Source organism: Ruminococcus sporogenes, assembly GCF_054655175.1.
In genome coordinates, this window is record NZ_BAAHOA010000003.1 from 69,632 (window position 1) to 95,717 (window position 26,086).

At 38.8% G+C, this 26,086-nt stretch carries 23 protein-coding genes and 1 tRNA gene; 16 read left to right on the top strand and 8 right to left on the bottom strand.

The features are described 5' to 3' along the window. Nucleotides 1-297: 297 nt before the first annotated feature. Complete coding sequence (locus ACYQ0N_RS10530; RefSeq protein WP_177532829.1) at nucleotides 298-1,509, top strand: iron-containing alcohol dehydrogenase; 1,212 nt, start codon at nucleotides 298-300, stop codon at nucleotides 1,507-1,509. A gap of 66 nt (nucleotides 1,510-1,575) precedes the next feature. Here the strand turns inward: ACYQ0N_RS10530 and ACYQ0N_RS10535 are convergent, their stop codons facing one another. Next, nucleotides 1,576-1,779 (bottom strand): hypothetical protein, encoded by a 204-nt coding sequence (locus ACYQ0N_RS10535; RefSeq protein WP_177532830.1) that lies wholly within the window; start codon nucleotides 1,777-1,779, stop codon nucleotides 1,576-1,578. A 153-nt stretch (nucleotides 1,780-1,932) separates the two neighbouring features. Here ACYQ0N_RS10535 and yabP point away from each other — a divergent pair, with 153 nt between their 5' ends. The 7 genes from yabP (at nucleotide 1,933) to ACYQ0N_RS10570 (ending at nucleotide 6,265) form a co-directional block, all read left to right on the top strand. Continuing rightward, a complete protein-coding gene (gene yabP / locus ACYQ0N_RS10540) occupies nucleotides 1,933-2,211 on the top strand; it encodes a sporulation protein YabP (protein ID WP_177532831.1) in 279 nt (92 codons plus the stop codon). A gap of 21 nt (nucleotides 2,212-2,232) precedes the next feature. After that, the gene (gene yabQ / locus ACYQ0N_RS10545; protein WP_460162655.1) at nucleotides 2,233-2,781 is read left to right on the top strand and encodes a spore cortex biosynthesis protein YabQ; all 549 of its coding nucleotides are present in this window, start codon (nucleotides 2,233-2,235) and stop codon (nucleotides 2,779-2,781) included. Then, on the top strand, nucleotides 2,762-3,061 hold the full coding sequence (locus ACYQ0N_RS10550) for a hypothetical protein (protein ID WP_177532833.1): 300 nt from the start codon (nucleotides 2,762-2,764) through the stop codon (nucleotides 3,059-3,061). The genes yabQ and ACYQ0N_RS10550 overlap by 20 nt, the downstream gene beginning before the upstream one ends. 52 nt (nucleotides 3,062-3,113) lie before the next feature. Further along, entirely contained in the window at nucleotides 3,114-3,539 is a 426-nt protein-coding gene (locus tag ACYQ0N_RS10555; RefSeq protein ID WP_177532834.1) for a S1 RNA-binding domain-containing protein, read from the top strand. 112 nt (nucleotides 3,540-3,651) lie between these two features. Beyond that, nucleotides 3,652-3,885 (top strand): FeoA family protein, encoded by a 234-nt coding sequence (locus ACYQ0N_RS10560; protein WP_177532835.1) that lies wholly within the window; start codon nucleotides 3,652-3,654, stop codon nucleotides 3,883-3,885. A 96-nt stretch (nucleotides 3,886-3,981) separates the two neighbouring features. Further along, nucleotides 3,982-5,772 (top strand): 1,4-alpha-glucan branching protein GlgB, encoded by a 1,791-nt coding sequence (gene glgB, locus ACYQ0N_RS10565; protein ID WP_460162656.1) that lies wholly within the window; start codon nucleotides 3,982-3,984, stop codon nucleotides 5,770-5,772. Nucleotides 5,773-5,824: 52 nt separating this feature from the next. Then, entirely contained in the window at nucleotides 5,825-6,265 is a 441-nt protein-coding gene (locus ACYQ0N_RS10570; RefSeq protein ID WP_460162657.1) for a hypothetical protein, read from the top strand. Between the two features lie 37 nt (nucleotides 6,266-6,302). On the opposite strand, the gene glgA is transcribed toward ACYQ0N_RS10570, so the two are convergent. The 6 genes from glgA to rsmA form a co-directional block, all read right to left on the bottom strand. Then, nucleotides 6,303-7,724, bottom strand: coding sequence for a glycogen synthase GlgA (glgA, locus tag ACYQ0N_RS10575; protein WP_460162658.1), 1,422 nt, complete (start codon nucleotides 7,722-7,724; stop codon nucleotides 6,303-6,305). Between the two features lie 22 nt (nucleotides 7,725-7,746). Beyond that, a complete protein-coding gene (glgD, locus tag ACYQ0N_RS10580; protein WP_177532839.1) occupies nucleotides 7,747-8,871 on the bottom strand; it encodes a glucose-1-phosphate adenylyltransferase subunit GlgD in 1,125 nt (374 codons plus the stop codon). Between the two features lie 17 nt (nucleotides 8,872-8,888). Beyond that, entirely contained in the window at nucleotides 8,889-10,091 is a 1,203-nt protein-coding gene (locus ACYQ0N_RS10585; RefSeq protein ID WP_177532840.1) for a glucose-1-phosphate adenylyltransferase, read from the bottom strand. Nucleotides 10,092-10,157: 66 nt separating this feature from the next. Beyond that, the gene (glgB, locus tag ACYQ0N_RS10590) at nucleotides 10,158-12,170 is read right to left on the bottom strand and encodes a 1,4-alpha-glucan branching protein GlgB (protein ID WP_177532841.1); all 2,013 of its coding nucleotides are present in this window, start codon (nucleotides 12,168-12,170) and stop codon (nucleotides 10,158-10,160) included. 161 nt (nucleotides 12,171-12,331) lie between these two features. Continuing rightward, nucleotides 12,332-14,599 (bottom strand): SpoIIE family protein phosphatase, encoded by a 2,268-nt coding sequence (locus ACYQ0N_RS10595; RefSeq protein WP_460162659.1) that lies wholly within the window; start codon nucleotides 14,597-14,599, stop codon nucleotides 12,332-12,334. Nucleotides 14,600-14,757: 158 nt separating this feature from the next. After that, the gene (rsmA, locus tag ACYQ0N_RS10600; RefSeq protein WP_177532843.1) at nucleotides 14,758-15,618 is read right to left on the bottom strand and encodes a 16S rRNA (adenine(1518)-N(6)/adenine(1519)-N(6))-dimethyltransferase RsmA; all 861 of its coding nucleotides are present in this window, start codon (nucleotides 15,616-15,618) and stop codon (nucleotides 14,758-14,760) included. A gap of 96 nt (nucleotides 15,619-15,714) precedes the next feature. On the opposite strand from rsmA, the gene ACYQ0N_RS10605 reads away from it, so the two are divergent. From ACYQ0N_RS10605 to pflA, 3 genes are all read left to right on the top strand, one after another. Then, a complete protein-coding gene (locus ACYQ0N_RS10605; RefSeq protein WP_177532844.1) occupies nucleotides 15,715-16,200 on the top strand; it encodes a deoxycytidylate deaminase in 486 nt (161 codons plus the stop codon). A gap of 202 nt (nucleotides 16,201-16,402) precedes the next feature. Then, nucleotides 16,403-18,616 carry a formate C-acetyltransferase gene (gene pflB, locus ACYQ0N_RS10610; protein WP_177532845.1) on the top strand — a complete coding sequence of 738 codons (2,214 nt, stop codon included), beginning with the start codon at nucleotides 16,403-16,405 and terminating at the stop codon, nucleotides 18,614-18,616. A gap of 12 nt (nucleotides 18,617-18,628) precedes the next feature. After that, nucleotides 18,629-19,351: a pyruvate formate-lyase-activating protein gene (gene pflA / locus ACYQ0N_RS10615; RefSeq protein WP_460162660.1), complete on the top strand. Its 723-nt coding sequence runs from the start codon at nucleotides 18,629-18,631 to the stop codon at nucleotides 19,349-19,351. Nucleotides 19,352-19,447: 96 nt separating this feature from the next. Here the strand turns inward: pflA and ACYQ0N_RS10620 are convergent, their stop codons facing one another. Beyond that, nucleotides 19,448-21,949, bottom strand: a complete 2,502-nt coding sequence (locus tag ACYQ0N_RS10620; protein WP_177532847.1) for an EAL domain-containing protein — start codon at nucleotides 21,947-21,949, stop codon at nucleotides 19,448-19,450. A 316-nt stretch (nucleotides 21,950-22,265) separates the two neighbouring features. On the opposite strand from ACYQ0N_RS10620, the gene ACYQ0N_RS10625 reads away from it, so the two are divergent. From ACYQ0N_RS10625 to ACYQ0N_RS10645, 5 genes are all read left to right on the top strand, one after another. Next, a tRNA-Leu gene (locus ACYQ0N_RS10625) sits at nucleotides 22,266-22,350 on the top strand. Nucleotides 22,351-23,811: 1,461 nt separating this feature from the next. After that, entirely contained in the window at nucleotides 23,812-24,072 is a 261-nt protein-coding gene (locus ACYQ0N_RS10630) for a hypothetical protein (RefSeq protein ID WP_460162661.1), read from the top strand. Between the two features lie 143 nt (nucleotides 24,073-24,215). Continuing rightward, nucleotides 24,216-25,067: an amidoligase family protein gene (locus ACYQ0N_RS10635; protein WP_444487340.1), complete on the top strand. Its 852-nt coding sequence runs from the start codon at nucleotides 24,216-24,218 to the stop codon at nucleotides 25,065-25,067. A gap of 22 nt (nucleotides 25,068-25,089) precedes the next feature. Then, the gene (locus ACYQ0N_RS10640) at nucleotides 25,090-25,545 is read left to right on the top strand and encodes a class B sortase (RefSeq protein ID WP_460162662.1); all 456 of its coding nucleotides are present in this window, start codon (nucleotides 25,090-25,092) and stop codon (nucleotides 25,543-25,545) included. A 1-nt stretch (nucleotide 25,546) separates the two neighbouring features. Next, nucleotides 25,547-26,086, top strand: a complete 540-nt coding sequence (locus ACYQ0N_RS10645) for a hypothetical protein (RefSeq protein WP_460162663.1) — start codon at nucleotides 25,547-25,549, stop codon at nucleotides 26,084-26,086.

Here is a 26,086-nt window from a genome sequence, read left to right on the forward strand (position 1 = left end):
TGGTTAGCCTATATTTACTTTTATTATACCATTCGCAATAATCAAAGTCAATCTATTAATTTTTATTCAAATAAAGCAAAAATATTTCAGGAAGTATTCGATTAAAAGATATTAAATCCTCAAAAATTATATGTATAAAAAAATTTTAATCATAAACACAATAAATTAAAATAAATATTTTTGTATTTTCACTAAATTTTCACTTTACAAAGTTCGCAAATTGTTATATAATTACAAGTGTAAAGGAGTATAAGCTCCCTATGAACAAAAAATTTATATTTACGGAGGATTAATACAATGGCAAGATTTACTTTACCCCGTGACCTCTACCACGGCAAAGGTTCTCTTGAAAATCTCAAAACCTTAACTGGTAAAAAAGCTATCGTAGTGGTCGGCGGCGGTTCAATGAAAAGAAACGGCTTTCTTGATAAGGCAGTAGATTACCTTAAAGAAGCCGGAATGGAAGTCAGATTATTTGAAAACGTTGAACCGGATCCTTCAGTTGAAACTGTTATGAAGGGCGCGGCTGCGATGACAGAATTCCAGCCGGACTGGATCGTAGCAATGGGCGGCGGTTCTCCCATAGACGCCGCAAAGGCAATGTGGGCGTTCTATGAATATCCGGAAACCACCTTTGAAGATCTTATCACTCCATTTAACTTTCCTACTCTTCGCACAAAGGCAAAATTCTGCGCTATTCCGTCAACATCCGGCACCGCAACTGAAGTTACGGCATTTTCCGTAATAACAGACTATTCAAAGGGTATAAAATACCCCCTTGCAGATTTTAATATTACCCCTGACGTAGCTATCGTTGATCCTGTTCTTGCCGAGACTATGCCGAAAAAACTGACGGCTCATACAGGTATGGACGCTATGACTCATGCTATCGAAGCATATGTTTCTACGCTTCACTGTAATTATACCGATCCGCTTGCGCTGCATGCTATAAAGATGATCCACAGCGATCTGAAAAAATCCTTTGACGGCGACATGACGGCCCGGGATAATATGCATGACGCTCAATGTCTTGCCGGAATGGCATTTTCAAACGCGCTTTTAGGTATCGTTCATTCCATGGCGCATAAAACCGGAGCCGCATTTTCCGGAGACCATATAATTCACGGCTGTGCAAACGCAATGTATCTTCCGAAGGTAATCAAATATAATTCTAAAAATGCGGAAGCAGCGGAGCGTTATGCTGAAATAGCTAAATTTATTGGATTAACCGGAAATACAAACGAAGAATTGGTTAACGCTCTGATTTCAGAACTGCGGTCAATGAACGATCAATTAGAAATTCCGCAGGCAATTAAATATTATGGCGCGGGCGGCGTAAAATCAGAAACAAGCGTAATAGACGAAAATGAATTTATAGAAAAATTACCTGAAACAGCAAAAAATGCTATTGGCGACGCATGCACAGGATCTAATCCGCGTCAGCCAAGTCAGGAAGAAATGGAAAAGCTTCTTAAGGCATGTTATTATGACCTTGATATTGATTTCTGATAATTATTTAAATTCAAAGCTCAAAGCAGCGGCTGAACTTCTGTTCAACCGCTGCTATTTTTATAATTAATATTTTATGTACATCGGCGCCGACTTTTCTATGGGACAATCATTTTTATACGGACATGCATTATGATAATAGCTGACATAACTGCACTCGCTTTTTACCTTTACATAATAATTGATTTCCTTTAACTTATATCCTATATTAACAAAATACGTAGTATCCTGAACAGGGCAATAACCGAACTGAATTATGGACTTATCCATTCTTACACATCCTTCAACTTACTCATAGTTTAATTATAACCCATATGGGATATTTTGTCAATGACACAATTCGTCTTTATAATTTTTAAAGTAATAACGCCGGATTATCAGGCATATAAATAATTGTAATCAAAAACAAAGGAGATTGTAAAAATGATCAATGATGAAAAAAACAACGTCCACAATGTGATTCTGGAGGGAAGAAAAAATCTGACTATATCCGGAGTTACCGACGTAGACAGCTTCGACGAACGCTGTATATCTCTTTACACGCAGCTTGGCGAATTAGTAATAAAAGGCCGCGAGCTTCATATCAATTCAATGAGCGTTGAAACTGGAGATATGACCATAGAAGGAGATATATGGGCGTTAAATTACGGCGATAAAGATAAGAAAAGCTCCGCGACGTTTTTAGGCAAGCTTTTCAGATAAAACAATCGTAGGAGGATTATAATGGATGGACTTGAAAGCTTTTTTACCGCTTCGCAGCAGCTAAGGCTTTTTGTTCTTTCCTGCGCCTTCGGCATACCTATCGGTATATTATTCGATATTTTCCGGGTTATAAGAATGTTTTTTTCTCATGGAAAAATATTAGTGGCGGCAGAGGATATACTGTTCTTTATATTTTACGGTATTTTTCTTATGTGCTTTACAATTACCGCGGCAAGAAGCGAATTCAGATTTTATTTCTGCGCCGGAAATTTCTTAGGATTTATTCTTTATCATTTTACCTTAGGAAACGCGGTTTCATCAGCTATAAAAAAGACAGTAATGGTTATTAAAAAGGGATTATATATTATTTTACGTCCTGTAAGCAGAAAGATTGTACTTTTATGTGAAAAATATACGGCTTTTTTTGTGGGAAGTTTCAAAAATATCAAATTGAAGAAAAAAAATACCGAAACCCCCTTGAAAGTAAGGCATGATTTAGTGTATAATAATAAAGTACATAAAAAGAGCAAAAGAAAGAACGTGAAAAAAGTTGAAAAGAAAACCGGGTAAACGCAAAAGCTTATTCAGCTTTATATCAAAGTTTATAACTATTGCCGCAGTAATTGGTTGCTTTGCGTCAATTATTATAACACAGTCAAACCGCGCGGAAATGCAGAAGGAGCTTAATTCAATCAACAAGAAAGCTGAAGAAATTGAAGCCGAAAACGTTGAACTGCAAAGAATCCTTGAAGATGATGATATGGACGCTTATATGGAAAAGCTGGCTATCGAAAAAATGAATTATGCATATCCTGATGAACGCAGATATTATGATACGTCAAGGAACTAAAACAGCTTGAAAAGCTTAAATATTTAATCATTATAGGGGGATCTTGTATACTATGCAGCTTGAAATCGGAAAGATATACGATGGTAAAGTTAAGGGAATTGCTCAATACGGAGCTTTTGTAGAAATTGAGGGCGCCGGTACAGGAATGGTTCATATTTCTGAAATTGCCAATTCGTTTGTAAAGGACGTTAAGGACTATCTGTCAGAAAACCAGATAGTTAAAGTAAAGGTGCTTTCAATAAGCGACGATGGTAAAATCGGTCTTTCTATAAAAAAGGCCAATGAAAACGACGAAGAACAGCTTAAACCGACTAAACGGCCGGAAAGAAAGCCAAACGTTTGGGAGCCTAAGAAAAAGCCTCCTGTTACCGAACTGGGATTTGAAGAAATGCTGACTCGTTTTAAGCAAAACAGCGAGGAAAAGATTTGTGCGCTGAAGCGAAATACAGAACGGAAAAACGGATCACGAAGAAAATAATTATCGGCGGACTGTCTTAGGACGGTCCGTATTTGTAACCATAATAAATATTCCGCATAAAATAATAATGGGGCTTAAAGCTCATTATACTTATTTATCGGAGATTATTTTTATGGAAAATATAAATTACACTATGAATAGTCTTGAAGAGGGGCGCTGGGGCCGTGTTATACGGTTAGATACCAAGGGAGATATGCGCCGCAGACTTCAGGATATCGGACTTGTTGAAGGAACAATGGTTAAATGCCTTAGAAAAAGTCCGTCAGGAGATCCTGTCGCTTACCTTATAAGAGGCGCGGTAATAGCTTTAAGAAGCGCAGATTCTTCAGAAATATATCTGGCTTAAAATTAATTCAATGAGGGCGACAGCCCTCATTTTTATTTGACAAAAGGAATAAAATATAGTAAAATGAATAAAAGTCATTTTAGGAGATGAATAAGCTTGAATCTGAAGGATTTTTATAAAGGAAACCTCTTTGATTGCTATAATTTCTTTGGGGCACATAAAGAAAACGATGAATTTATTTTCAGAACATATGCCCCGGCCGCCAAAGAAGTAATGATATTCGGGAGCTTCAACGACTGGAAGGAAGAAGAAATGAAAAAAGACGAGGGAGGTATATTTTTATTTAAAACAAATAAGGCCTCCTTCGGTGATATGTATAAATACGTTATCTATACTAAAGACGGTCATAGATACGAACACTGCGATCCTTACGGCTTCGGAATGGAGCTTCGTCCCGCGTTTGCCTCATATATAACGGATTCTGACGAATATAGATTTACTGACGAACGGTGGCTAAAGAATAGAACAAAGAATTTCAACAGCCCAATGAACATATACGAGTTGCATCTTGGTTCATGGAAAACTCATAATAACCAATGGTATAACTACAGCGAGCTTGCAGATATTCTTATCCCCTATGTAAAGGAAAATCATTATACACATATTGAATTCATGCCAATATCCGAACACCCCGCCGACTGCTCTTGGGGCTATCAAAATACAGGTTTTTTCAGTCCTACGTCCAGATACGGCAAGGCGTCGCAGCTTATGGAATTAATAGATAAATGCCATAACGCCGATATAGGAGTTATCCTTGATTTCGTTCCGGTTCATTTCGCTGTGGACGGATACGCTCTTGCACGTTATGACGGAACATACTTGTATGAATACCCTCCGTCTGATGTAGGTATCAGCGAATGGGGCACTTGTAATTTTAACCATGCAAAAGGAGAAACTCGCAGCTTTATACAGTCCTCCGCAAACTTCTGGCTTGATAAATTTCATTTTGACGGGCTTAGAATGGACGCTATAAGCAGAGCCATCTACTGGGGCGGAGATCCGGCCAGAGGTGTAAACGGATATACGGTGGAATTTATTAAAAATATGAACAAAGGATTGCAGGAACGCCACCCTACCGCTATGCTTATTGCAGAGGATTCGACCTCGTATCCTAAGATCACTGCTCCCGTTGAATATGACGGACTCGGCTTTGATTACAAGTGGGATCTTGGCTGGATGAACGATACTCTTGATTATTTCCGTACTCCCCCATGGGAAAGATGCAATCATTATCATAAGCTAACGTTTTCTATGGCATATTTTTATAACGAGCTGTTTCTTCTGCCTTTTTCTCACGATGAAAACGTTCATGGAAAAGCTACTATAATACAGAAAATGTACGGAGATTATGAGGAAAAATTCATGCAGTGCAGAGCGCTTTATATGTATATGTATACTCATCCCGGAAAAAAGCTTAATTTTATGGGAAATGAATTCGGTCAGTTCAGAGAATGGGACGAAAACCGAGAACAGGATTGGGAAATCCTTCATTATCCTATTCATGACGCTTTTCATAAATACATTAAGCAAATCAGCGGCATATATTGCTCCAGAAAAGCCCTGCATTGCGGCGAATATAATATGAAAACATTTAATTGGCTTGTGGCTGACGCTGCTGAAAAATGTGTTTATATCTATGAAAGAGCTTTTGAAAACGATAAAATTATCTGCGCATTTAATTTTTCCGGAATTGAACAGGAAATCAGCTTTGAATTACCTGAGAAATCCTCACTCGAACTATTTATACACAGTCGGTGGGATGAATACGGCGGCGATGTTTCAAAAAGCAATATAACTATTAATACGGAAATTAAAAATAAAAAGAACACCATAACGCTGAAAATTGAACCGCTTTCCGGTATGCTGTTTAACAATATAATATGCTGAAATTTTTCATGGAAATAAATATGTTTATAATTTAAAATTATTGGAGATTAACATGAAAAGAAAAACAATAACCGCATTATTCATTTTAACGGTAAGTATTGTAATACTTATTTGCGCAATAATCGGTAAAAACAAGAATGAAAAGCAATATATAAATAAAAATGAAGTTATTGATAACAGTCAGGATATTATAATTAATACAGAACCGGAAATAATATTAACTGATAAAAACATCGTTGAATCAGACGCTTCAGAAATACAAGCACCTGAAAGCTCCCCTTCAGATTATTATGAAAATGTCGAAATAACTACATCCGAGAGTAAAGAATATGAAAAATACGATATAAAAATTCCGGAAGGTAAAATTACCTTACCGGAAAAATTTAGTCAGAATATTAAAACTAAAGAAAATCAAACAGATGAAAGTTCCCTTTTAACATCTGAAAAAACTAATAAAAATGAAATAGAGCTTCCTGTTGTTCCTGTAAATTAATGAAAAATACCGCTTATTTTAAATAAGCGGTATTTTTTTAATTACCCTTAAGCATTTCCCAATACATATTAATATATAAATCGGCCGAATTATTCCAACTGAAATCCTCATTCATATCGCGTTTTATAACGGCATTCCAGCTTCTTTTATCTTCGTAAAGCTCCTTTGCTCTGAGACAAGCATTAAGCATATCATGGGCATTATAGGTTTTGAATGAAAAACCGTTGCCCTTTTCACCGCCGCAATCTCTAACAGTATCTCTCAGACCGCCGGTTTCACGAACAATCGGAACTGTTCCGTATCTCATGGCAATCATCTGCGCCAGACCGCAGGGTTCACTCTGAGAAGGCATAAGAAACATATCGGCGCCTGCATAAATCTTACGTGAAAGCTCCGGAATAAATCCAAGTGAAACGCTTACCTTATCCCTGTAACGCCATTCCATTTCCTTAAAGAAATCCTCGTAAACTTTTTCACCGCTTCCCAATATTGCAAATTTAAAGCCTGCTTTTATCATATCCTCAAATACATAGCGAATAAGATCGATACCCTTATGTGAAACAAACCGCGTTACAATGCCGATAACAGGCTCCGTTCCCTCCTGAAGCCCCAGCTCCTCCAGTAGAGCCGCCTTGCATATTTTTTTACCTGTGATACTTTTTGAAGAATAATTTTTTGCTATAACCGGATCAGTTTCAGGATCGTATCCGTCTATATCAATTCCGTTTAAGATACCGCAAAGCTTATATCGCTTAGGAACAAGGGCTCTGTCCATTCCGTGAGAATACCACGGATCAAGAATCTCCCACGCATAGCTTGGACTTACCGTAGTCACCTTATCCGAGGTTTCTATCGCGCCCTTCATCATATTTATATTTCCGTCATATTCCAGCAGACTGGTATGGTACATAGGAATGCCCATTACTTCATTTAAAACTTCCTTGCCGTAATTTCCTTGGTATTGAATATTATGAATAGTAAATATAGTTTTTATATTTTCATAGCCCTGCTGATATTTATAAAATATTTCATAAAACACCGGTATCATTGCTGCCTGCCAGTCATTAGTATGAATAATATCAGGCTTAAAATCAATACAGCGAAGCATTTCAAGCACGGCTCTTGAATAGAATACAAAACGTTCGCAATCGTCAAAAAATCCGTATATGCCGTCGCGTCCGAAATAATATTCATTGTCGATAAAATAATACGTAACGCCGTTGCAAATGGAAGTAAAAATTCCGCAATACTGCTTACGCCAAGAAATATCAACCGTAATATGAGTTAAAAAAGTCATATTAACCCGAAATTGAGGCTTAACGCATTTATATAAAGGAATAACTACACGGCAGTCATGCCCTTTTTTATTTATAGCCGCCGGAAGAGAACCTGCAACGTCCGCAAGACCGCCGGAAGCAATGAACGGATTAGCTTCGCTTGCCGCAAATAAAATATTCAATATTTTTCATCCTTTCAAAACGTCATATTACCGCATTTTTACCTATGTAAAGAGGATAAGACGCCGAACCCGTCATTATCTTTTCATCTCCTATTTCCACGTTTTTATCAGTAATAACAGAGCTTATACTGCATTTTTTGCCAATTACAGTATCCTGCATTATAACGCAGTTCTTAACAATAGCGCCCTTGCCTATTTTAGCCCCCCTGCATAGAACACAGTTTTCAACAGTTCCGTCGATAACGCATCCATCAGCTATAAGCGAATTTTTAATATCCGATTCAAGTCCGAACTTTACCGGACCGTTATCACGTATTTTCGTATAAATAGGCGAAGATTTTATAAACAGATTATCTCTGTTTTTAGTATCAAGAAGCGCCATATTTGCGTCATAATAAGCTCTTACAGAATCAATTTTAGAAAAATATTCCTTATGCTCATATCCCATTATTTTATATTCGTTCTTTTTGGCCTGAAGGACATCCTTTGTAAAGTTATATTCGCTTCTGCTTGCTGAATTAACTACAATATTTCTTAAAACCTCCTTAGCTATAACGAACATATTAAGAGATATTGAACATTCTCCTGCAATCTGAGGATTTATCATAACATCGTTAATTCTTCCTGTTTCATCAAAACCGAGTATAGTTGCCGTCTGCTCATTGCTGCTGTCATAGGGATATTTGCCGTAAATAACAGTTATGTCCGCACCGTTGAGCTCATGAAACGCCACCGCCGCTTTATAGTCTATAGTAGTAACAACGTCACAGTCAGACATAATTACATATTCCGCATTTGAATGCTCTACAAATTCCCATACACCGTTGAGAGCCTCAAGGCGGCCTCGATACATACCGCTGTCAACATGACTGAACGGCGGAAGCAGATGTAGACCGCCGTTTTTACTTGACAAATCCCATTCTCTTCCGGAACCCAGATGATCAAGAAGCGAACCGTAATTTGATTTTGTAATAACCCCGACTTCCTTGATTCCCGAATTAACCATATTGGAAAGCGGAAAATCAATAAGCCTGTAACGTCCGCCAAAAGGAATTGAACCCATAGTTCTTTTTTTTGTAAGATCTATAACGTCAGAATCATGCATACTTGCAAAAATCAAACCTAAAACATTTTTCTTAGCACCCATTTCTATTCTTTTCCTCCTTAGACGTTCTTGGATATAATATCCTTAGGAAGAACCTCTGCTCCCTCAGAAATATCTACATTATGTCCGATTACAGCTATGCCCCATTCGTCTCTGTTCTCAACGGTTTCAGGACTTAAACCGATTTTTGCGTTTTCATGAACAACACAGTCTTCTCCGACGATAGAATATTCAACAACAGCTCCCGACTTGATAACCGTTCCCGGCATAACTATACTGTAATTCACAGTTGCCCCCTCTTCAATCTTAGCGCCTGCAAATATAATTGAAAAATCCACCTTTCCGTTAATAGTGCTGCCCTCTGCGATCATTGAATTTTCCACCTCGGCCGTACTTCCTATATACTGTGGAGGCATATTATTGTTTCTTGTATATATCTTCCATTCGTTATCATAAAGATCCAGAGGAACGCTTGGACTGAGAAGATCCATATTTGCTTCCCACAGACTATCAAGAGTGCCAACGTCCTTCCAATAGCCGTCAAAAGTATAGGCAAAAAGATTTTCCTTTTTATCAAGCATTGAAGGAATTATATCCTTGCCGAAATCCTTTGAACCGTTATTGGCATTCTCATTTTCTATAAGATATTCCTTCAGCTTTTTCCATGTAAACACATAAATACCCATTGAAGCAAGAGTCGATTTCGGCTCCTTTGGTTTTTCGGTAAAATCAACAACTCTCATATCGCTGTCACATGTCATAATTCCAAGCCTGGTCGCTTCCTCTAAGGATACTTCCTGAACGGCGATCGTCAGATCGGCGTTATTCTTTTTGTGAAAATCCACCATCTTAGAATAATCCATTTTATATATATGGTCGCCTCCGAGAACAATTACATACTCGGGATCGTATCTTTCAATAAAGCTCATATTCTGGTAAATAGCGTTCGCCGTACCCTCGTACCACGAAGCTCCCAACGAGGTCTGATACGGAGGAAGAACATGAACTCCCCCATGAAGCCTATCGAGATCCCACGGCTGCCCGTTTCCTATATAATCGTTCAGCACCAGCGGCTGATACTGCGTTAATACTCCTACCGTATCAATTCCGGAATTTGTGCAGTTAGAAAGCGGAAAATCTATAATCCTGTATTTTCCGCCGTATGGAACAGCCGGCTTTGCCATATCCTGTGTGAGAGCATAAAGCCTGCTTCCCTGACCGCCGGCAAGAAGCATGGCGACGCATTCCTTTTTTATATACATAATTTTTCCTCCTGACTTTGCCGCACCCTTGAAACGGCAAAATTTATAATATTTATTAAAAAAATGTTAAAGCATCGTATTATCGTTAATAATCTTATCAGTGATCTTTTTCTTTTTTCCTGTAGTCTTCTTGCGCTTTTTATCTTCTTTATCAGGAATAAGCATACTCTTCGGCTTCTGATAAGGATAAGGCTTCAGATAAATAACCGAAAGCGGAGCCAAATCAAGAGAAATACTGTCGTCAAAACCATGCATAGGATAGGATTTTGATTTCATTAATTCTGACGTAATGCCCTCTCCCCCGAATTCAACTGCGTCCGAATTAAAAACAAGCTTATACTCTCCTTCAAAAGGCACGCCGATTTTATAGTCATTTCTCTCAACCGGTACAAAGTTGCATACGACAATAAGCTCTCCGCCGTTATCGTCAAATCTTCTGAATGCAATAACGCTCTGACGGTAATCATCGTTAGATATCCAGCTAAAGCCCTGCCAGGAATCATCATTTTGCCATAAAGGCGCGTTTTCATAATAAAACTTATTCAGCTTTTCCGAATAAAAATGTATTTTTTTATGCTTATCCTCTTTAAGGGCGTTCCAATCCAACTGAGACTGATAATTCCATTCGGCAGTCTGAGCAAACTCCTGACCCATAAAAAGAAGCTTTTTACCCGGATGTGCCATCATATAAGCCAGAAAAGCACGGTATGAGCTGCATTTCTGCTCATAGCTCCCTGGCATTTTTTCAAGCATAGAGCATTTTCCGTGAACCACTTCGTCATGTGAAATAGGAAGAACATAATTTTCAGAAAAGCAGTAAAAAAATGAAAAAGTAAGCTTATCATGATTGAATGCTCTGTAAATAGGATCAAGGGACATATATTGCAGCATATCGTTCATCCAGCCCATATTCCATTTGAAGTTAAATCCGAGACCGCCTATATCCGTCGGTTTCGTAACCATCGGCCAAGCAGTCGATTCTTCCGCAATCATTAACACGTCCGGATTTTTAAGGAAAACCGCTTCATTCAGGCGCTTTAGAAATTCAATAGCCTCAAGATTTTCCTTTCCTCCGTAAATATTCGGACACCATTCCCCATCACGCCTATCATAATCAAGATAAAGCATGGAAGCTACCGCGTCTACGCGAATCCCGTCTATATGGAACTCGGAAATCCAGTAATTAGCGCTCGATATCAGAAAAGAACAAACCTCGCCTTTTCCATAATCAAACACTCTGGTACCCCAGGATTTATGCTCGCTTTTTCTTTCGTCTGTATATTCATAGCAGCAAGTGCCGTCAAATTCGTATAACCCACACGCGTCCTTAGGAAAATGAGCCGGAACCCAATCTATAATAATACCTAATCCGGCGTTATGGAACATATCTACCATGAGTTTGAAATCGTCAGGAGTACCGAATCTTGAAGTCGGCGCAAAATAACCGGTTACCTGATATCCCCATGATCCGTCAAAAGGAAATTCTGTCAGCGGCATAAGCTCTATATGCGTATATGACATTTTCTTCATATATGGTATAATTTTCTCAGCAAAGCTGACGTAGCTTAACGGATTATCGTTGTCGTCGTGCATCCACGAACCGAGATGAACCTCGTATATATTAACGGGACTCTTATATATTATTCTTTTTGATTTTTCAGAAATCCATTTCTCATCAGTCCATTTGTATGAGCATTCATAAATTTTTGAAGCCGTTCCAGGTCTTGTTTCAAAATGATGCGCATAGGGATCAGATTTCAAAAGGAATTTTCCTTTAGGAGTTTCAATGCAGTATTTGTATGAGTCAAACTGAGAAAGACCGGATATAAACGTTTCCCATACTCCGTCGGCAATCTTTTCCATATAATTTGCATTCCGGTCCCATTTATTAAAATCACCGACTACTGACACATTTTTTGCATTCGGAGCCCAGACACGAAAGCAATGACATTTGCTGTTATTATTTTCTGCCGAATGTACGCCGAAAAATTTGTAAGCTTCGCTGTTTTTCCCCTGGTAGAACAGATATAATGGAAATTCGTAGGTTTCCGGAATATTACCGGATTTAGCTGTGTTCATGTCAATTCCTCCTTATTACATATATTTTAACATTTTTCGTATCAGTATTCAAGCTTTTTTATGCAAAATAAATAAATTTCATAAATTCTATATAGTTTCACTTGTATATTTTAGTGCAATTGCCACAAACTATATGTTTAAATTTTTCACAATAAATTTCATTATGAAAATACGGCCGTTTTTCTTTTATCAGACTGCCTTTCAATTATTTTAAGTGCGGCTACCGTTATATCATCTCTGAGCATGGCTTTACTCTTTTTTCCCGCGCTCTCGCAAACGTTATCCGCTATTGTTTCAAGCTGCCCTACTGTCATTAGCTGTTCTTTAATATAAAGATAAAGCGATTCGTCCACACCATCTGAAAGCATTACCAAAATATTTTCCTTGCTGAAATTGCATGTTCTTGAAAAAATCTGCGTATCCGGAATTATGCCTATCGGATTTGACGGCGAATTGAACATCATTACCGAATCGTCATACTTGATAAGTGTTGAAGACGCCCCGGATTTATATAATGTAAGCTCGCAGGTTTCAAGGTCGATTCTTGCTATATCCAAAGTAGCAAAGCTTTCCTCTTCGGATTTTGTTAGCATTATTGAATTTATCATTTTAACGGCGCTGCTGCAATCTATACCGGATTTGATAAGCCTTTTAAACAGCTTGGACACTATTGCCGAGTCAAGAGCAGCCTGCTTGCCGCTTCCCATACCGTCAGAAATAAAAATGTATGCATAGCCTAATCCGTCTTGAAAGAATCCCCAGCTATCTCCTGACGGCTGACCGTCCTGCGCACTGCTCTGTGACGCTGCAAATTCAACGGTGTATTTTGTCTGCCTGTTGAAACGATATCTTGTTTCTCCGCCGCAGCTAACAGGCTCCGACGCTTCCATAGGAACATGAAATTCTTCTGAAAGGATTTCCGCAAGCTCAGTTTCAGTTTCCTGAGGCTTTTCCTTTACATATATTTCTGCTATAAGACGATCATTATTGTTAAAATACGCTATTGCAGTTGTATATTCAATATCCGACTCTTCAAGAATGCTGCATAACGCCTGAGTCATATTTTTGCTGTAGCTGAAATTCATTTTATCAGACAGCGAGGACAGAATTCCTTCGGTCGTTTCCATCTGGGAAAATAAAAAGCTTCTGCTTTCGTTAAGCCTTGCCGAAAGCATTTTATTGATTGCGTCCTCTTTCCGGCATCTCAGAAAATTTTCCACAATATCGCGCTTCCGGCTGCAATGATCGAGTCCTCCCGGAAAATTATCAACGCTTGGCAGACTCTGCTTTTCAAGCCTCAAAAAGCAAGCGTTTGTCTTTTCATAGTTATTTTCCCAGCATATAAGCTTGTTACGGCATTTTCCGCATACCCTTGCGCTGACCTCGTTTACCGTATTAAATGGAATCGTATTCTTTTCAAGACATTTTATAATGTCCTCAACATTCTGACGCACGTCTACCAAAGCCCCCGCTACAAAATCCATTCTGGCTTTAACAAGCTGTTCGCCGCCGTCCTCGCTGACGTCCCTTATAACCTGCCCGTACATAATATACTTTTCCGGTATGAGCATAAAGACGATACAGCCTATTACTGCGTCTGCCTGAAGAAAAAACGAAGCGTCGTTCATGCCCGTCAGCAGCTGGCCGCAGAAATTTACCGTAAGAAAAGCGGCTCCAACGCTTACCTTGCTGTAGTCAGCCGCGAAGCCTGCCGCAAAGCCCGCTATACCGAGAAATGCGGCCGGAAGTCCAAGCTTTGAAGAACTTAAAAATATTCCGGCAGTAGTCAGGACTCCGCAGATTACGCCTCCGGAATGCCTGAAGCGTTTAGCGGCGCAAAGAATGACTGCTATTCCTGCTATTCTGCCGATATTAATTACAGATATTTCAACAGAGCACAAAGCCGAAACCGCAAGCATAAAAACAACCGCCGCCGACGTTTCAGTTTTACGGTCAAGCTTAAAGGGGTGGTCCATACAAATAAGTATACTTGAATTATATATGAAATATACCGAAACGCCCATGAGAATAGCAAGTAAAATATGTATAATAACAGACGATATACTTCTTTCTATCAGCAGTCCGAATATCAATCCGGAAAAGGCCAAACTGATAGCGGCAATACCTCCGCAGAATACGGGTGAATCCTCATCTCTTATGATCCATTTCCCCACCGTAATAAGAAGCAGCGCGCAAAGAACCATCGCAGCGCCTCCGATACCTCCGGATGCCAAATATGTAATCAAACTGCCGGCCAGCACCGCCGCAGAATATATCGGTGGAACCGCCGCTGCAAGAGCGCAGTTCAGCGGCGACGGACCGCCTCCCAGCGTAGAATATGCAAGAAGCATAGACGCTCCGAGCGTCATAATCATCAGAGGAATATTTAACCTATTCCCGCTTTTTTCCAAAACCATTTCTTTAAACATCTTTTTAACCACCTGCTATAATTATTTACTGTGATATTTAACAGTATTCTATATAATTATATCCAGTTTTACAGCAAATAAATGTCATTTTAACACATAGCTTTTAGACGGGAAATAATGTATTTAAGGCAAAACAGTATATTTCTGCTAAGTTCTGATTAAATAACATTTTTAAGTCGGTTTGCAAATAAAATCAATTCTTCCATAGATAGCTGCTCAGCCCTGATGTTCTTTTCTATACCGCAAAATTCCAGACATTCAGATAATAAACTTTTTGGAACTCCAAGCACAGACGAAAGGGAATTTACCATTGTTTTCCTTCTTTGAGAGAAAGCTCCTCTGACTACTTTAAAAAACAGATCCTTGTCGTCAACCATGCTTCTGTAATATTTATCAGGCTTTATTCTTATAACTGCGGAATCCACATTAGGCGAAGGCATAAAGCTTCCTCTTGACACCTCAAAAAGCAGCTCGGCTTTTCCGTAAAACTGAACCGCTGCGGTAACGGCTCCGGCCTGCCTTGTTCCGACCTTTGCACATAATCGCTGAGCCGCTTCCTTCTGAACCATCACAGTTATCGCTTCAACGGGTATGCCGCTTTCAAGTAAAAGCATAATGACCGGAGATGTAATATAGTAAGGAAGGTTTGCACAGACGGCAGTTTTCATTCCGGCAAATTCATCTTTAATCAGTTTTTCGAGATTTATTTTCATTATATCGCCGTTTATAACGTTTATATTGTCAAATTCTGAAAGCGTTTCATTTAAAACAGGCATAAGTCTCTTATCTATTTCCACTACAGTTACTTTATCAGCCCGTTTTGCAAGCTCTGCAGTCAAAACACCGAAGCCCGCGCCTATTTCAAGTATTCCGTAACCATTTCCGGCAAAACCGAATTCGGCAATTTTAGGACAAACCGTCGGATTTATCAGGAAATTCTGTCCCAATCCCTTAGAAAAGGAAAAACCATATTTTTCCAAAAGCTCTTTAATAACGCCAATATTAGTAAGATTTTTCATAATTGCATTTCCTTATTACTTTATTTTCGTACTATTGCATAATGCGCCGAAATTTTATATAATTAAAGTATAAACTCTAAAAAATCGGAGGTCATTATGAAAAGACGTGACAAAATTAACTACTATCTTGATATTGCTGAAACAGTTTTAGAGAGAAGCACATGTTTAAGACGCAATTTCGGGGCAATAATAGTTAAAAACGATCAGATCATATCAACCGGCTATAACGGCGCGCCGAGAGGACGCCAGAACTGCTCGGATACCGATATATGCAGCCGCGACAGATTAAACATTCCAAAAGGACAAAGATACGAGCTATGCAGGGCTGTCCATGCCGAGGCAAACGCTATAATAGCCGCTTCGAGAGCAGACCTGATAGGCTCAGATATTTATCTCGCCTGCCATGACGCAAAAACAGGAATGATCGACGGCAACATAGAACCTTGTATGATGTGCAAACGATATATTATCAATGCCGGCATTTCCCGCGTCATCGTAAGAAAAACCAAAGACGAATATAAAATAATCTATGTCAGCAGCTGGATAGAAAACGAAGAAACCATAGCCGAAGCCGGATATTGATAAAATTGTTTTATTATACGTTTTTATTATACCATTTTTTTATGAAACAGTCAAAAAAGTTTGATTAATTTAACATGTATTTAACTGTTGACATATGTGCGGAAATATGTTATATTTGATACGCAGACACAAGATATAGTATGTTAGTTGTTGCTAACGACACTATATTTAGTGATTTCAAAAAAAATAAAGGAGAAAAAATATGATTTTCAAGAACGGCGAATGGAACGAAAAAATCAATGTGCGCGATTTTATCGTCAGAAATTATACACCGTATGAGGGCGACTCAGGATTTCTTGCGCCTCCGAGCGATAAAACCGTTAAGCTGTGGAATGAAGTTTCCGATTTAATGAAAAAAGAGCGTGAAGCAGGCGGCGTTCTTGATATAGATGTAGAAACAATTTCTACAATAACCTCGCATAAGCCGGGTTATATTGACAAGGAGCTTGAAACGATAGTAGGTCTGCAGACCGACGCTCCGTTAAAAAGAGCTATTATGCCGTTCGGCGGAATCAGAATGGTCCGCAGCTCCGTAGAAACCTACGGAAGAAAGCTTCCGGATTCTGTTGAAAATGTATTTAAATACCGGAAAACTCATAACGACGGCGTTTTCGACGTTTATACAGACGATATGAAAAAGGCAAGACACGCCGGAATTATAACGGGACTTCCCGACGCTTACGGACGCGGAAGAATAATCGGAGATTACCGCCGTGTGGCTCTTTACGGAGTTGACAGACTTATAGAGGATAAAATTGCCGCTAAAAAATCACATGATTACGATCCGATGTACGGCGATACCGTAAGAGATCTTGAAGAAATTGCGGAACAGATAAAGGCTCTCAAAGAGCTAAAGCAAATGGCGGCTTCATATGGCTTCGATATATCAAAGCCGGCTCAAAATACAAAAGAGGCTATACAATGGCTTTATTTTGGCTATCTCGGAGCAGTCAAAGAACAAAACGGAGCGGCTATGTCTCTCGGCAGAGTTTCAACATTCCTTGACATCTATGCCGAACAGGATCTGGCTGACGGTACGTTTACCGAAGATGAAATACAGGAAATGGTAGATCATTTTGTTATGAAGCTACGCCTTGTAAAGTTTCTGAGAACTCCCGCCTATGACGAACTGTTTTCAGGAGATCCCACATGGGTTACGGAATCTATTGGAGGAATATGCGAGGACGGTCGCCCTATGGTAACCAAAATGTCCTTCCGTTTTCTTCACACCCTTACGAATCTTGGTCCGGCTCCAGAACCTAACCTTACTGTTTTATGGAGCCACAAGCTGCCTGAAAACTTCAAAAAATACTGTGCTGAGGTTTCTATAAAGACATCGTCCATACAATATGAAAACGATGAAATTATGAGAGAAAAATTCGGTGATGATTACGGCATCGCTTGCTGCGTTTCAGCAATGAAAATAGGAAAGCAAATGCAGTTTTTCGGCGCAAGAGCAAATCTTGCAAAGGCTCTGCTCTATGCTCTCAATGACGGCCGTGACGAAAAAACCGGCGAAATGCTCTGCGAGGGCGTCGGACCGATTTCAGACGGGCCGCTGAAATATGACGAGGTACTTGAAAAATACGGTTATGTTTGCGAATGGCTCTCAAAGCTCTATATCAATACTCTGAATATAATTCACTTTATGCATGACAAATACTGTTATGAACGGCTCCAGATGGCCTTGCATGACGAAGAAATAATAAGAACCTCCGCCTGCGGTCTCTCAGGTCTTTCAGTTATAGCGGATAGTCTTTCGGCAATAAAATACGCTGCCGTTACGCCTATTAAAAATGAAAACGGACTTATAGTAGATTTTGATATACAAGGAGATTATCCTAAATTCGGAAACAATGATCCAAGAGTAGACGAGCTTGCCGTTGGAGTTGTCGAGAGATTTATGAAACGTCTTTCCAGACGCAGAACCTACAGAAATTCTATACCGACAATGTCTATTCTTACTATTACTTCAAACGTTGTTTACGGTAAGAAAACCGGTTCTACCCCTGACGGCAGAAAAGCCGGCGAGCCTTTTGCTCCCGGAGCCAATCCAATGCACGGAAGAGATTGCAACGGCTGCGTAGCTTCGATGATGTCCGTTGCCAAGCTTCCTTACGAAAGCTCTGAAGACGGAATATCGTATACATTCTCTATAATACCTGAAGCGCTGGGTAAAACAGATGAAGAAAAAATCAGCAACCTAACTACCCTGCTTGACGGTTACACTCGAGAAACAGGACATCACATCAACGTAAACGTACTAAACAGAGAAACCTTGATCGACGCAATGGATCACCCTGAAAAATATCCGCAGCTTACAATTCGCGTAAGCGGCTATGCCGTAAATTTTATCAAGCTGACCAGAGAACAGCAGGAGGAAGTGTTAAAAAGAACATTCCATACTAAAATGTAAGGCGGAATTTTAATGACGTACGGTTACATTCATTCCTTTGAGAGTTTCGGCGCTGTAGACGGACCTGGAATAAGATTTATAGTATTTCTTAAGGGCTGTCTTCTCAAATGCCTTTACTGCCATAATCCGGATACATGGCGAGGAGAACAAAGCTTAAAAATGACTGCCGTCGAAGTAATGCAAAAAATTATACAGTATAAAAATTTTATATCCGGCGGCGGAGTAACCATTTCCGGAGGCGAACCGCTGCTTCAGCCGGAGTTTTGCCGCGAATTGATAGATCTATGCCATACGGAAGGAATTCATACGGCGATTGATACAAGCGGAGCCGTTCCTCTTGAAAAGTCCGGCACAGCAATTAAAAAAGCCGACTTGCTGCTGCTTGATATAAAGGATATCGACGAAAACGACTGCGTCGCTCTGACGGGAAGGTCTAATAAAAATACGCTGAAAACACTTGATTACTGCGAGGAAATTTCAAAGCCTGTATGGATAAGGCATGTAATAGTGTCGCAATATACGTTATGCTATGAAAAGCTAAAGCGTACTGCCGAATATTTAAGCCGTTACAAATGCATTCAAAGAGCGGATATTCTTCCTTATCATTCTATGGGAAAATACAAATGGAACGAACTGGGACTTGATTATAAACTTGATAATATTCCCGAACCGACTAAAGAAGAAATTGATTCCGCGCGCAGAATATTTAGAAAATACAATATCAACGTAATATAAGAAAAGGACGCTTTATGCGTCCTTTTGCTTTTTTACATTTTTCTTTTTTAAATTAAATTTTAAGCTGTTTTATAATATCAGAAAAAAATGATTACACTAAAACATCTGTGTCGGTTTTGAATAAAGATAGCCTTGAGAAAAACGTATATCGTTTTGTTCTACAATTTTCTGAATCTGATAATTTTCAACAAATTCCGCAATGATTTCCTTTGAATGCTTTCTTGCCCAATATGAAATCATTTCAAGGAATTCAAGCGCATAAATATCGCTGTTTATATTTCTTATAATTTCACCGTCAATTTTTATATAATCGGACTTTATTTTGAAAATATGTACAATATTTGAAAATCCGCTGCCAAAATCGTCTATAGCAATTCTGCCTCCCGCCTGATGAACCTTCTCAACAAATTCGAAAATAACCTGATAATCGTCTATTTCTTCTGTTTCTGTCAATTCAAAAATAAAATTTTCAGGATGAGACGAGGATCTGAGAGAGGTAAGAATCGCATGTACCACCTTATAATTATAAATATCGCTGATATTCATGTTTATTGTTACCTGCTCTGTTCTGTCACAGAAAATTTTCATTACTTTATTTATCATTATATATGATATATCGGCATAATATCCATATTCCTTTGCAATTTCCATAAAGTGATAAGGAGTATATACATTTCCCTCCGAATCTTCGATACGCATCAGCGATTCATACATTTTAATAACGCCGCTCTCATTATCTCGTATACCTTGAAAATAAGGAATAACCAAATCATTTGAAATCGCATTATTTAGAATCATAATCATTTTCATTTTCTGCGCATTAAATTGTTCCAACCCAAGCTCGGCAGTATACAGCAAAAAACAAAGCTTTTTATTTCTCATCCTAACCAGCGTCAGCTCCGCCTTTTTTATCATATTATCCTCATGCATCACAACAGAAAATTCACTTACAGGAACATAAGACGAAAACTTGAATTCAGAAAGATAATTTTGTAATATTCTTAATTTTTGTATAAAATCATCGTCAGGAATATCCGAGTTTGCAGTTAATATCAAGCAAGTGGCTTTATAGACATAAAAATCATAATCATCATTGTTTATAAAATTAATGATTGTTTTATAAAAGCGATTAAGATGCAGAATAAATTTGGTTTCACTCATAAACGCTTTCAGCAGATTTTCATTTTTCATGGTTATCATGCACATTTTATCAAATTTACCGGTATTATAATCAAATAAAAATTTAGTGACATTTCCCAATCCGGTAACGCTGTCTATGAACAAGGTTTTCTCTATTTCATGGCGTCGGGCAATTCCTTTTTCAAAATCTGTATGGGAAATAAGATAATCTATAATATTAACTTTATTATTTATCAGTTCGTCAGCACGGCTTTTTAGTATATCAACATTAAGCTTAACTCTGCTTTCGCTTTCAGAAAGCGATGCGATTGCGAAGGAAAAATTGCAAAAACGGTTTATATTCTGAATGTTTCCTATTTCTCCGGCAACAAGCGCACCGCACAAATTTGTCTTTGAAAACGGAAGCAGTTCCCATTTAGCGCAATTGCTAAATATATCCTGACGTGAAACGCAGCTATATCCGATAATAACCTCCGACGGATATCTGTTAATATTCTCGCATACCGATTCACATACATCAATAGTTTTCTGAATACTTGAATAAGATATTCTGACTATATCCCCCGCTTTTGCCTCGCTTGGAACATACATAAGAGGCTCAGGTTCATTGGGAAATACTGAATATTGTTCATTCTGAGGAGAATAGGTAATAGCCCAAGGCACATTGCTTCTTTCAGCCTTAACCAAAGGAAAAAGAACCGTTGTGCTTAACGCCTCGCTGAAATCAGCAAAATTTATTCCCAAAAGCTCCTGATACCAAACCACCGCGTCTACGCCGTCAACCGATCTTATTATATTACCGTCCGCCTCTGTAATAGTATGAAGCTCTCCAACCGGTTCTGTTACATATATGACATCGCTGTATACTGAAAGCTTTTCAGAGTCTATTACTAATCCGGCAATTGAATTACGGTAAACTCCGTTTTCATTAAACACGAAGCTTTCAGGCTCAAGCATATCCAAAAGAGGCGTTTCATTAGTGTTAGCAACTCCTCCTATAATCTGCACCTCGGAAGCGTTTTTATTAAGACGCTCCACAAAATCATCAATCTTCATAAACGGACGAGAAGCCATGATAATCATAAATTTTGATCTGCTGCCCAATACACGATCAGTTAGTTTATCCGCTATATAAACGCCCTCCAGATCTCTTCCGGCTTCATCAACAAGACTGAATTCAAACGACTTTATATTCGCGCAATTAAAATCTGTTATAGAAACAAGACAGCAGTCAGTCAGTATTTCTCCTTTGTATATCACACCCGACGTACTGCTCCCGATTATTTTAGCCTTCGGAAAATAAGTCAGTATTTTATTTGCAAAATCCATAATTGACTCATATCTGTGAACACATGTATGAATTCTTATTAAATATTCTCCATGTTCTGAAAGCTCGTTAGCTTTTATCAGTTCTTCAAACCTCTGATCTGTTGAATATATAAATCCTATATTTTTCATACTAACCTCCATTCCGCCGCTGATAGTAATATAGCATAGAATTTTTCTCCAGAAATTAAATTAATATGCAGTTCAAAATCTTTTATTTTAATTATAGCATATATTGTATACTTCGTCAATTTTTCTTACCATTATTAATTTAATTTTATCATATTTCACAATTTAGCTTACAATATATATGCAAATTAACTATTGTCTTCTAATTTTAACAAGCGCAAATAATTTAACATATTAAAATTAAATTATGTATTGACATCTAAAAAAAATTGTGATATAATATTAAAGTTGTTGGTTGAAGATATAATCTTTTTAATATGCAGGTGTGGCGAAACTGGCAGACGCGCCAGATTTAGGTTCTGGTTCCGAAAGGAGTGCAGGTTCAATTCCTGTCACCTGTACCATATAGCGCTGACAAAATAGATGAAAGTACAAAAAAGCCCGTAGTTACGGGCTTTTTGGATACCCAAACGGCGAAAAAAAGAAGTTAAAAACCATAGATGAAAAAAGCCGAAAAACACCGGCTAATGGGATTCGAACTCCCAACATTTAAATATTTCAGGAAATGCAGGCATATTTGAGAAAAATAATCTCAGATATGCTCTTTGTAAATATAAAAAATAGTATTTAAGTTTGTGCTATCGAACAGTTCTAAATTGTAAAAAGTCTTGTAAATACTGACTTTTTAGCAGATGAAGGCAAAAATAGTAATAATTTTTGATACATTGGTGCCCAAATGGTGTCCTGATTTCCTATGATGGTACAAAACGACACGAGCAGATATAAAAGAAAACTATACTATGTGAGAGCGAAAGTACTCGTTGCTTTCGCTCTCTTAGCTACCGCATAAGAAGGGGTAGGCGCACTTGTCAATGGAGAGCCAAGCCCGTTCATCTCGACTGTTGACGAGGGGCTCTGTTACTTCGTATAAATGAGGAAAGTAATTGAAAAATCTATGTATAGTTGCTATGATATAAACATACAAAGCGACAAATTTTAATTTGTTGAATAGATAATTTAAGCGAGGAAAATATATGAAGAATAAAGCTGTTTGCTTTTGTAATCTTGCATTAGGGTTACTTTATATTGCCACTACGGTTTGGGGGTATTCCATCGCTTTTCCTATGAAAGAATATATCCATTTAGCCGAATGGTGTTGCATATCGGGATTGCTCGGCGGAACGTTCTATTTATTTGCATTTATATACGAGTTTGTAACGAAAAAAAGACTCAATGCGATATTTTATCTGAACACTGCGGTCGTTTTGTCGCTTATACTTATAGCAACGATAATTATGCAGTTAAATGTTGACGAAGCTTTTGTCTTTATACATATAGTAAACCCGATACTCATTTTAATATACTTTTTTGTGTTTTGTGATTGTTCGGAAAATAAAAAGATATTGAGCGTTATAACCTGCATTACTTTCCCGATATTTTATATACTGTTCGCTCTATGTGTTTGGCAGAGTTCAGGTCAATGTCCGTTTCCTGCAAGCCTGATTTTGGTGTGGGATAATGTCTTAATTCCGATAGGTATAATTTTTGGCTTATGTGCATTGATTATAGGACTAAGTTTCGGCTTTTTTTATTTGAATCGATTAATAAGAAAATTGATTTCAAAAAAATAATAAATTCCTGTTTGGTGTGGGGTTGGGTATTCCCAACAAGTAAAAATCTCTCTTTCTGTCATAGGATTGTCCTAATTGCCTTTGTAAATATAAAAAATAGTATACAAAATTTCAAGGACCGTTTTGTCTGATATCACGAAAGTGATGTTAAACAAAGCGGTCTTTTTTACGCCCTGAAGGAGGCGACAGCAAAAGGCATATAGAAACCGCAAATAAATATTACGGAGGGATAAAATGAAAAAGTTAAGTTTTAACAGTACGCTCAATCACAAGAGGGACGGTTACAATACCTATTATGTCAGCGTGGAAAAGGTCGTTACGCTTTACGGCAACGAATTTTTAAGGCTGAAAAACGATACCCTTGACGATAATTACTGGATCGCCAGGTATCATAATCTGATGCGCATAGACAGCGAAAATGTTTGCTTGAACAGCGTGAAGATATCCGTTCTGTACAGATCAATGAACTTGATATTCCTTTTCAATCGGAAATAGAGGTAGAAGCTAAGCCGCTGCAGACGGAAGAAGAAATGGAAATCAGCCGGAATGAAGAACCCGAAATGAATCTTAAAATGTAAAGGGAAAGCGGTCTTTTTGCGGATAAGTGAGGTGAAAATTTGTAAGGAAATTTTAACGGTATCAAAAGACGGAATTTCGGAATCGAAATAGAAATGACAGGACTGACCAGATGTCAGGCCGCAAAAGCGGCGGCAAAGACGCTCGGCGGACAGGTATCCCATAACGGAGGGTTTTACGATAAATATACCGTAAGCGACAGCAAGGGCAGAAGCTGGTCGTTCGTATCGGATTCCAGTATTATCTGCAAAAACCGAAACGGCGAGGCGGCTTCCAGAGCCTACAGCGTGGAGCTGAATTCTCCTGTGCTGGAGTATGATGATATACCTCTGCTGCAGGAGGTGATCAGGACTCTGCGGCATGCCGGAGGAATTACCGGACCCGCATATAAATGCGGAACGCATATCCATATCTCAGCGGACGATTACACGCCCCGGCAGATTAGAAATCTTGTAAATATCTTCTCAAGCAAGGAGGATTACCTGTGGGAAGCATTGCAGGTCTCGTCAACCCGCGAGTGGTACTGCAAGAAAATCGACAAAAGTTTTGTGGAAAAACTAAATAAACGAAAGCCGGATACGATAGAAGAAATAAAAATGCTGTGGTATAACGGAAATATGTCGGAGGAGCATACCCATTACTCAGAAACAAGATACAGAGCGCTGAATCTTCATAGCTGCTTTCAGCACGGTCATTATGAGATCAGATGCTGCAACGCAAGCCTTCATGCCGGAGAGATCAGAAGCCAGATAGTCCTGGCTCTGGCAATAAGCAACGCGGCGGTTACAAGAAAGTTCTGCTCCACTAAAGTAAGCGGCAGCGACAATATGCGTTACAGCTTTCGGGTATGGCTTCTGAATCTCGGACTCATAGGGGACGAATTCAAAAACTGCCGCATGGCTTTATATTCCTGATACGAGCATAAACTATCCCGTCATGTATTCGGGAGATAACGATTATTACCTGCATAGGGCGTATGACGGCGGCTATTTGTATTCGGGGTCCGTTTTTCTTGACGGCAGATGCGCGCGGAAGCTTTCAGACGGAATAAATATTCTCTACGGTCACAATATGCGTAACGGATCTATGTTTGCAGATGTAATTAATTTTACGGACGAGAGCTATTTTGAAGCTCGCGCCGTCGGCTGGCTGACTGTTTCGGACAGCGTGTACCGTATTGACTTTTTCTCTCTTTCACAGCCGGAATGCTACAGCGGCTTTTACGACGTGACAAAAGATATATCCGTCTGGCTTGACGGTCTGAAAGAAAACTCTTTTATTTGGAAAAATATCGGCGTATCTGAAAAAGATAAGTTTATTTCACTGTCCACCTGTACCGGAGCGGAGGGAGCCTCCAGAACTGTGCTGACGGGAAAGCTTACAGAGGTATGACATGAGCAGAAAAGAAAAAAAGACGGACTATGCTGCAGAGCTTGAGAAATCCTTTAAACGCTGGGAGTATTTAAAGGAACACGGCGGCTCCGATCCGTCTTATTCAGACGGAGTCAATATGAATCTTGTAAGAAATCATATTCTGTATTTCAAGCATAAAATTGAAAGCGGTATGTCTGAAAAGGATTATCCTCAGATATATTTTTGCAAGACGCCGCCGGAAACAGATCGGGACTATATGGCGAGAGCCGATGAAATACGGGAAAACGCAAGAAGTTCTCTGGAGATCATGGAACAGGATGAGAATCTGCTGTATCTCCGTGAAAGGATCAGGGAACTGTCCGACCGCCAGATAAAAGATATGAATATTTTAGTTGTAATTAATTACCCGAAAGCTCTGCATACTGCAATAGCTGAAGACGATCTCATAACGATGCGCAGATTTGAAAATACAGACAATTACCTTGAAAGCTTCAGACGGACCGCTGAAAAAGCGGCTATGGCAGAACCGGAAGAAAATCTGCAGCTTTCAATGTTCTGA